The following is an 8,470-nucleotide window of genomic DNA, read 5'->3' as shown; positions in this document are numbered from 1 at the left end:
CGGGATGGCCGACAACTTCTTCGAGCTCGGCGGGGATTCGATCATCTCGCTGCAACTGGTTAGCCGGGCGCGCCAGGCGGGAATCCGCTTTACTCCCAAGGATCTGTTCCAGTACCAGACGATACAGGGACTGGCAGGGGCTGTGCGGTTCGATACGGGGCAGCTTGTCGATCAGGGGCCTGTTCTCGGTTCGATGCCACTGATGCCGATCCAGCAACGTTTCTTCGAGGAGGATGTCCCTGAGCGCCATCACTGGAACCAGTCGTTGCTGCTGGAACCCAGCGAGGCGCTCGACCCTCAGGCGCTGCAGGGGGCCCTGGCGGCGCTGGTCGAACAGCATGATGCCCTGCGCTTGCGTTACATGCCTGGCGAAAGGGGCTGGCAGGCGGAGTTCCTGCCACAGGAAGCGAGCGAAGAGTTGTTGTGGGAACGTACGCTGGATGCTACGGAAGAACTGGAGGAGGTGATCGAGGCCTGCCAGCGCAGCCTGGATTTGCGTCATGGCCCCCTGTTGCGGGCGTTGCTTGCGACCCTGCCGGACGGCAGCCAGCGACTGCTGCTGGTCGTACACCACTTGGTGGTGGATGGGGTGTCCTGGCGGATATTGCTGGAAGACCTGCAGCAGGCCTATCAGGCATTGGCGACCGGAGAGATGCCGCACCTGCCGGCGAAGACCAGTTCATTCAAGGCCTGGGCCGAGCGTGTGCAGGAACATGCCCGGGGGCCGGCACTCAAATCGGAGCTTGCCTACTGGCAGGCACAGCTTCAGGGCTTGTCGGATAACCTGCCCTGCGACAACCCCCATGGGAGACGTCAGCTGAAGCATGCCGCCTACGTTGGCGGGCGGCTGGAGCGAGAGTGGACCCGCCGTCTGTTGCAGCAGGCTCCGGCGGCCTATCGCACGCAGATCAATGATCTGCTGTTGACGGCCCTGGCCCGGGTGGTCTGCCGCTGGAGCGGTGAGGCCGAGGTGCTGGTGCGTCTCGAAGGACACGGTCGCGAAGATCTTTTCGAGGATATCGACCTGAGCCGTACCGTTGGCTGGTTCACCAGCCTCTATCCATTGCGGCTCAGTCCACGAATCGATCTGGTCGACTCGATCAAGACCATCAAGGAGCAGATACGGGCCGTGCCGAACAAGGGTATCGGCTATGGCCTGCTGCGCTATCTCGGCGACGATGAAGCTCGGACAACGCTCGGGTGCCTGCCGGAGGGCCAATTGGTCTTCAACTATCTAGGCCAGTTCGACGGCAGCTTCGACCAGGAGCAGGGGTTGTTCGTGCCCGCGCGGGAGGGAAGCGGTGCCGAGCGTAGCGACGAGGCAGTTCTCGACGGCCTGCTGGCACTGAGCGGGCAGGTCTATGACGGCGAATTGAGTCTGCAATGGACGTTCAGTCGGGAAGTGTTCGAAGAAGCCACCATCCAGCGGCTTGCGGACGAATACTTGTCAGAACTCCAGGCATTGGTTGCCCACTGTTGCGAAGAGCGGAATCGTGGGCTGACGCCTTCGGACTTTCCTCTGGCGGATATCGACCAGGCACGCCTGGATAGCCTGCCATTGCCCGTCGGCTCGATCGCCGACCTCTACCCGTTGTCTCCCATGCAGCAGGGTATGTTGTTCCACTCTTTGTACGAAGAGGGCGCTGGCGATTACATCAACCAGATGCAGGTGGAAGTGGAAGGGCTGGACGTCGCCCGCTTCCGCCTGGCCTGGGAAGCGACCCTGGAGGCGCACGATGTCCTGCGCAGCGGCTTCGTCTGGGAAGGAGAGCTGGGTCGGCCGTTGCAGGTGGTGCACAAAAGCGTTTCGCTTCCTTTTGCCGAGCACGACTGGCGCGGGCGCACCGACCTCGAGTCAGCCCTGGAGGACCTGGCAGACCAGGAGCGGCTGCGGACGTTCGATTTGCAACAGGCGCCGCTCCTGCGTTGGGTCTCGGTGCGAGTGGCCGACCACCGGCATCGCCTGATCTACACCAATCACCACATCCTGATGGATGGCTGGAGCGGTTCCCTGCTGCTCGGCGAAGTACTTGAACGCTACTCGGGGCGTCAGCCTGCTCCTCAGGCCGGCCGGTACCGCGACTACATCGCCTGGCTACAGCGACAGGACCGGGAAAGCGCCGAGCGCTACTGGAAAGAGCGGCTCGCCGAGCTCGATGCGCCAACTCGCCTGGCACAGGCTATACGTTGCGAACTGTTGCCAGCGAGCGGACATGGCCATTTCGTCCACGCCTTCGATCCGGTTTCCACCCAGCATTTCGAGGCATTTGCCCGCACCCAGCGGGTGACCTTGAACACCTTGGTGCAATCGGCCTGGCTGTTACTGTTGCAGCGTTACACCGGGCAGGACACGGTGTGTTTCGGCGCCACGGTGGCGGGGCGACCGATGGAGTTGCCCGGCATCGAGCAACAGGTGGGATTGTTCATCAATACTCTGCCGGTGATCGCTAGCCCGAGGGCGGACCTGAGTGTTGTCGATTGGATCAGCCAGGTGCAGGACTGCAACCTGGGCCTGCGCGAGTATGAGCATACGCCACTGTACGAAGTGCAGCGCTGGGCCGGGCAGGGCGGCGAGGGATTGTTCGACAGCCTGCTGGTATTCGAGAACTATCCGGTATCGGAGGCACTGGAGCAGGGTGCCCCGTCGGGGCTGCGCTTCGGTGAGGTAGAGAACCGGGAGCAGACGAACTATCCGCTGACCTTGTCGGTCGGTCTGGGGGAGACCCTCCAGGTACAGTACAGCTACGATCGCCGTTATCTGGATTCCGAGGCGGTAGAGCGGTTGGCGTCGCACTGGCGCAACTTGCTGGAGGCTATGTGCCGGGCGCCGGAAGTCCGCCTTGGCGAACTGCGGATGTTGGACGAGGATGAACGGCAGCGTTACCTGGCGCTTGGCGGCGACATGGATGCGGAATATCCTCGCGGCCTTTGCCTGCATACGCTGTTCGAGGCGCAGGCAGGGCGCTTCGCGGACGCGCCTGCGGTGCTCTTCGACGGTGAGCTACTGACCTACGGTGAACTCAACCGACGCGCCAACCGCCTCGCGCACCACTTGCTCGCTGAGGGAGTGGGAACAGAGAGTCTGGTGGGAATCGCTATGGAGCGCGGGCCGGACATGCTTGTCGGCCTACTGGCGGTGCTCAAGGCAGGTGCCGCCTATGTGCCCCTGGATCCCGACTATCCTCGCGAGCGGCTTGCCTACATGCTGGAAGACAGCGGCGTACGGCTGGTACTGAGCCAGTCCTGGCTGTCCCCTGGGTTGCCCTTAGCGAAGGGCGTGGCCGCCCTCGACCTGGATCGGACTGGCTGGCTGGATGGTTATCCCTCGAATGACCCGCTGCGTCCCCTGGCTGCGGAAAACCTGGCCTATGTGATCTACACGTCAGGCTCGACCGGCAGGCCGAAAGGTGTCCAGATCGAACATCGTTCGCTGCTCAACTTCCTCGCCAGCATGGCGCGGGAGCCGGGGTGCACCTCTTCCGACCGGCTGCTGCAATTGACCTCTCTGTCCTTCGATATCGCTGGCCTGGAGCTATACCTGGGCCTGACCCGCGGTGCCTGTATCGTCATGCCTAAGGCTCAGCAGAGCAAGGATCCGCAGGCGCTGCTGGCCCTCATCGAAGAGGCTGAGGTCAGCATCATCCAGGCGACGCCGGCGACTTGGAGGATGCTGCTGGACGGCGCTCCGGAGCGCGCCGAGGTCCTGCGTGGCCGCAAGGCGCTCTGTGGTGGTGAGGCGCTGGGCGGAGGTCTGGCACGACGTCTGCTCGCGCACGTGGACTCCCTATGGAACGTCTACGGTCCCACCGAGACCACCATCTGGTCGTCCTGCCAGCGTGTGCTCGACAGCGAGGTCATCCATCTTGGCGGACCCATCGGCAACACCGCGCTACACGTCCTGGATGACGAACTCGAACCCATGCCGGCGGGGGGCGGCGGTGAACTGCTGATCGGCGGGGGCGGTCTGGCCAGGGGCTATTTCGCACGTCCCGCCCTGACAGCAGAACGCTTCGTGCCCAACCCGTTCGATGCACACGGCGGACGCCTCTACCGCACCGGAGATTTGGCCAGCCGCCGCTCCGATGGCGTTATCGACTATCTCGGCCGTGTCGACCATCAGGTGAAGATCCGCGGGTTCCGCATCGAACTGGGCGAGATCGAGGCGCGCCTGCAGGAGCAGGGCCTCGTGCGCGAGGCTGTGGTGCTGGCACAGGAGGGAGCCCATGGCGCGCAACTGGTTGGCTACGTAGTGCCCATCACGTCAGAACTGGCACCAGATTGGCGCGATGTGCTGAGGAATGCACTGAAGGGCTGCCTGCCGGAATACATGGTGCCTGCGCAATTGGTGGCGCTCGAACGGTTGCCGCTGACGCCCAACGGCAAGATCGACCGCAAGGCCTTGCCGAAGCCGGATGCCGGCGCACAGACGCAGGCATACGCGCCCCCGCAGACCGAAGCGGAAAAAGACCTGGCGCGGCTCTGGAGAGAGGTACTCGGTGTCGAGCGGGTCGGTTTGCACGACAACTTCTTCGAGCTTGGCGGCGATTCGATCCTGGCCGTCCAACTGGTGGGGAGAATCAGGCTGTGGCGTGCTCCGGGCCTGGAGATCAGCCTGCGCGACCTGATGCACAAGCCAACCATCGCCGCGTTGCTGGAGTCGCGGTCACATGCAGGGAGTCCGCTGGTGAGCTTGAACAGGGGGCTTGAGCAGGTGCCGCCGTTGTTCTGCATTCACGGAATCTTCGGCACGGCCTTCGACTACCTGCCGTTGGCGCGGCGGATGGAGGGACGACGCACGGTTATCGGTATCCAGTCGCCGTTGCTCTCCGGTTATCGCCCCGAAGGCCTGGCGATGCGGGAGCTGGCCAGGCAGTACGCCGGACTGATCAGGCAAAGACAACCTCAGGGTCCTTACAGCCTGATGGGCTGGTCGCTGGGCGCAGTCATCAGCCTCTTCGTGGCGCGGGAACTGGAGAAGCAGGGCGAGGAGGTCGTCTTCCTCGGCCTCGCGGATGCACCGCTGGTCGACGGCAGGGGAAGAAGCGATCAGGAGCTGGGCCAGGTCCTCGATGAGTTCTTGGAGATATTCCTGGGGACGCGCTCCCGGCTTCCGGCCGAGGCGTCGGTGGATGCCTCTGTCGTAGCCAGTCATATCCGTGCTCAGGTGGCGGAGAAACCTGTTCGCCATGGCCTCACGGCGGATGAGCTGATTGGTGTGTTCGAAACCGTGGCGACCTTGCGCAAGCTCTGCTGGGATGCCGCCGAACTCGCAGGGCTCGTTGCCGGGGTTCATTGCTGGTGGGTCGAAGGGCGCGAGGCGGAGGCGCGGCAGTTCCAGGCGCAGATGTCTTTCACCTTGGCGCGAGAAACCTTCTGCCAGGCCGAGCACGACACGATCATGCAGGACGAGCGCCTGTTGCAGGAGCTTGACGAGGCTAGCGAGCGGTCTTTGAAGCAACGTACGTAGCGCGTCGACAAACGAGGGCCGGGCCGGGTTTTACCTACAGGTAGACCCGGCCCGGGTATGTCCGGGGTAACGAAATACGACAGTTGAGTTTTTTTTCCGGTTTTTCCTGCTGAGACGTCTTTGTAATTGATAAGTATTCTTAAATATTTATCCATACGAAATATATGGAGAAAAACATGCCAACAGCACATGCGGTTTCCCCTCTGGCAAGGGCTTTAGGAAGTTTGGGGGCAAACAAGATGTCCAGGCTTGGCCTGGCCCTTCTGCTGGTGAGCGCCCAGGCGGTCGCGCAGGAGTACGAATTCAACGTTCCCGCCCAGCGGCTCGACGCGGCGCTTCAGGCGCTTGGCCGCCAGGCGGGTCTGCAGGTGCTCTACAACCCGAGCGACCTGAGTGGTCTGCGTAGCCGCAGTGTCAGCGGCAAACTCGAATTGGAACAGGCGATCAGCCAACTGCTGGATGGGGCCAACGGTATCGGTTTCGAACTGCAGGGCAAAACCCTGATCCTGCGCCTGCAGGACTCCTCTTCGGTGATATCCCTGGATTCAATGGTGGTCTCAGGCCTGGCGCTGAATCCCACTACTGAGAACAGCGGCTCCTATGCCTCGCCTGCGGTGTCGATCGGCAAGGGCAACAAGAGCATCAAGGAAATTCCCCAATCGGTAACGGTGGTCACCCAGAAACGGATGCAGGACCAGAACATGTCCACCGTATCCGATGTCCTGGCCAACGCGCCGGGCGTTACCTCCATCCCGATGTTCGGTACCGGCGAGCAGTACTACTCTCGCGGTTTCTTCATCGAAAACTTCCAGTACGACGGTGTACCCCTGGAGCGCCAATCCTATGCCCGTGGTTCGGACTTCACCGGGCAGACCGCGATCTTCGATCGGGTAGAGATTCTCCGGGGTGCGCAAGGTCTGCTGGAGGGCGGCGGCAATCCCTCGGGCTCGGTCAACTTCGTGCGCAAGCGACCGACGGCGGAGAACCAGGTCCGACTGACTGCCAAGGCCGGCTCCTGGGATCACTATGGTACCCAGGCCGATATCTCCGGCCCGATCGACGAACAGGGAAGACTGCGAGGGCGCCTAGTTCTCGACTACGACACCAAGAACTCGTTCGTCGACCACGTAGGCGATGACCGCCAGACCATCTATGCCGCGCTCGATTACGATCTTACGGAAGCTACACGCCTCGGCTTCGGCTTCAGTCGCGAGCGGATCGACGCCAACATCGATGTCAACGGCTTGCCCAACTATACCGATGGTTCGATGCCGCATTTCAGTCGCTCGACTTTCCTCGGCGGCGACTGGTCCTACTGGGACAAGATCCAAGAGACCTTCTACTTCGATATTGCCCACCAGTTCAACGAAGACTGGTCGTTGAATGCCACGGTGGTCAATGCGCGCGAGAAGAACGACTACAAGTACCTGCTGATGGCCGGCAGCATCAATCCGGACAATACCAGTACGCTGCGGGGAGATGCCTACGTCTTCGACTTCTTTTCCGAGCACTGGGGCGGGGATGTCTATGTCAATGGTCGTACCAAGGTTGCCGATCGCCAGCTGAACCTTACATTCGGGGCGAACTATTCGGACCTGGACAGCAGCGATACCTTCGGCTGGAGGCAGCGCTACGTACCCAACTGGGATATCTTCAACTCGCCGGTCAATACCAACAAACCATCCGATGACGACATCTATTCCGTCAGGCGCAGCGACGATGGCTACGCTTCGATCCAGAAAGGCGTCTACGGCATGGGGCAATACTATCTGACCGACGACCTGTCCGTAGTGCTCGGGACTCGCATTTCGTCCTACCAGAAGGCTTATACCTCCAATGGGCCTTGGGGTTATTCGAAGGCGGTGGCCAAGGAGTCGGCGAAGGCCATTCCCTATGCCGGCATCATCTACGACCTCAATCCGGAGTGGAGTGCGTATGCCAGCTTCACCAAGATCTTTCTTCCGCAGTCGGTGCGTACCGCGAGCGGCAGCATCCTGGGACCGAAAAGCGGGAAAAGCGTCGAGACCGGCCTGAAAGGCATCCTCAACGATGGCCGCTTGAATGCCACCTTCGCGCTGTTCCGCATGGAACAGGACAACATCCCGATCCAGGACGCCAACCTGCCCGATGACGTTCAGGAAGCCAACTGCGGCGGTACCTGCTACCACGGCGGCGGCAAGGCTATCAGCCGCGGCTTCGAGACCGAGCTCAGCGGCGAGTTGTTCGACAACGTGCAGGTATATGCCGCCTACACCCTCAACCTGCTGCGTTACCAGGGCGAGGTGCCCAGCGAAGCGGATGACGTTGGCGCCAGCGTCAATACACCGAAGCACATATTCCGCTCCTGGGTCGACTACCGGTTGCCGGGCAATTGGTCGCGGGTATCCGTCGGCGGCGGCGTCAATGCACAGAGCCGGTCGGCCGGGTTCGGCTACTACGGACGGGAGCAGAGCGGCTTCGCGGTATGGAACAGTCGCCTGGCCTATCGCTTCACCGAAGAGCTGACCGGTGCGATGAACGTCAACAACATTTTCGACAGGCGCTACTTCAAGTCCGTCGACTATGGCCACAACTACTTCGGCGATCCGCGCAACGTGCTGTTCACGCTTACCTATAGCTACTGAGCTGCTGACGGCCGGTCATCGGGCCTGCCGGAACGGGAACGAATGCCGGCCTTCGGGCCGGCTTTTTTCTATCCGTTCGGAATCCGGGTGACGGCCAGCAGGGTTGTTGGCGATTCTCGTCGGCTGGTCCGTGACGAGCACGACGGTGCGTCATTGCCGGCAGTGCAGGCACAAAGATAGAGGCGCGCAGCTAATGTTGGGCGACTGGGCGGCGGCGATGTCTTCAGCACGCTTCGCGGTAGAAGAGAGGGAGTCGAGAGACGCAGAGACGGGCTGGCTGAGCGGGCGATACGACGTGTGGAAAGGCGGTTTGTCGGGGTGAGCTTCGCTGCTGCATCACCGCGAGGCGGGAAGGGCGGACGGGACGCCATGGTGTCCC

2 protein-coding genes are annotated in these 8,470 nt (G+C 62.0%); both read left to right on the top strand.

Annotation, left to right across the window (positions count from 1 at the left end):
* Window positions 1-5,467: non-ribosomal peptide synthetase (locus tag HMPREF2886_RS32285; protein WP_139148439.1), on the top strand; the 5,467-nt coding region annotated here is incomplete at its 5' end.
* A 164-nt stretch (window positions 5,468-5,631) separates the two neighbouring features.
* Complete coding sequence (locus HMPREF2886_RS32280; RefSeq protein WP_171048841.1) at window positions 5,632-8,091, top strand: TonB-dependent siderophore receptor; 2,460 nt, start codon at window positions 5,632-5,634, stop codon at window positions 8,089-8,091.
* Window positions 8,092-8,470 lie beyond the last annotated feature (379 nt).

The sequence above is a fragment of the Pseudomonas sp. HMSC066A08 genome (assembly GCF_001813025.1).
In the GTDB taxonomy this organism is placed as follows: Bacteria; Pseudomonadota; Gammaproteobacteria; order Pseudomonadales; family Pseudomonadaceae; genus Pseudomonas; species Pseudomonas aeruginosa.
This window is presented reverse-complemented; position numbering and strand designations above follow the sequence as displayed.